This window comes from Arthrobacter sp. B2060 (assembly GCF_059090445.1).
In genome coordinates, this window is sequence record NZ_JBNHFR010000036.1 from 1 (window position 1) to 400 (window position 400).

1 protein-coding gene and 1 pseudogene are annotated in these 400 nt (G+C 62.0%); both read left to right on the forward strand.

The window, feature by feature from the left end; genetic code table 11:
* Window positions 1-148: OpcA/G6PD domain-containing protein (locus AC5RUM_RS21495; RefSeq protein ID WP_494036852.1), on the forward strand; the 148-nt coding region annotated here is incomplete at its 5' end.
* A gap of 140 nt (window positions 149-288) precedes the next feature.
* Window positions 289-400, forward strand: a pseudogene (locus AC5RUM_RS21500) (inositol-3-phosphate synthase); the annotation flags it as partial.

Below are 400 nucleotides of genomic sequence, written 5' to 3' on the forward strand. Positions count from 1 at the left end.
CGGCCAACCCGCCCAACGCATCTCCCTGCCCCGGCGCAGCCTCCGCGACTGCCTCGCCGAAGAACTCCGCCGCCTCGACCCCGACGAAGTCTTCGGTATGGCCCTCGGCTGCGTCAGCGCTTCACCGTTTGCCCACCCATTTGAGTAGGGGAAACCACCCGATGATGGCATGGTGCCCATTCAGCACACGGGAGATGATAGAGGGCAGCATCTTTCTAACAGGTCGCTGCACCCGCCGGTCCCTGGTCACCCAGCGACGGCGATGAGTATTTTTTCTAAAGGAGTTCCGTGTCTTCAAATCCCATTCGTGTTGCAATCGTCGGGGTGGGTAACTGCGCCGCTTCGCTGGTCCAGGGTGTCCACTATTACCGGGATGCGGACCCACAGGCCACGATCCCGG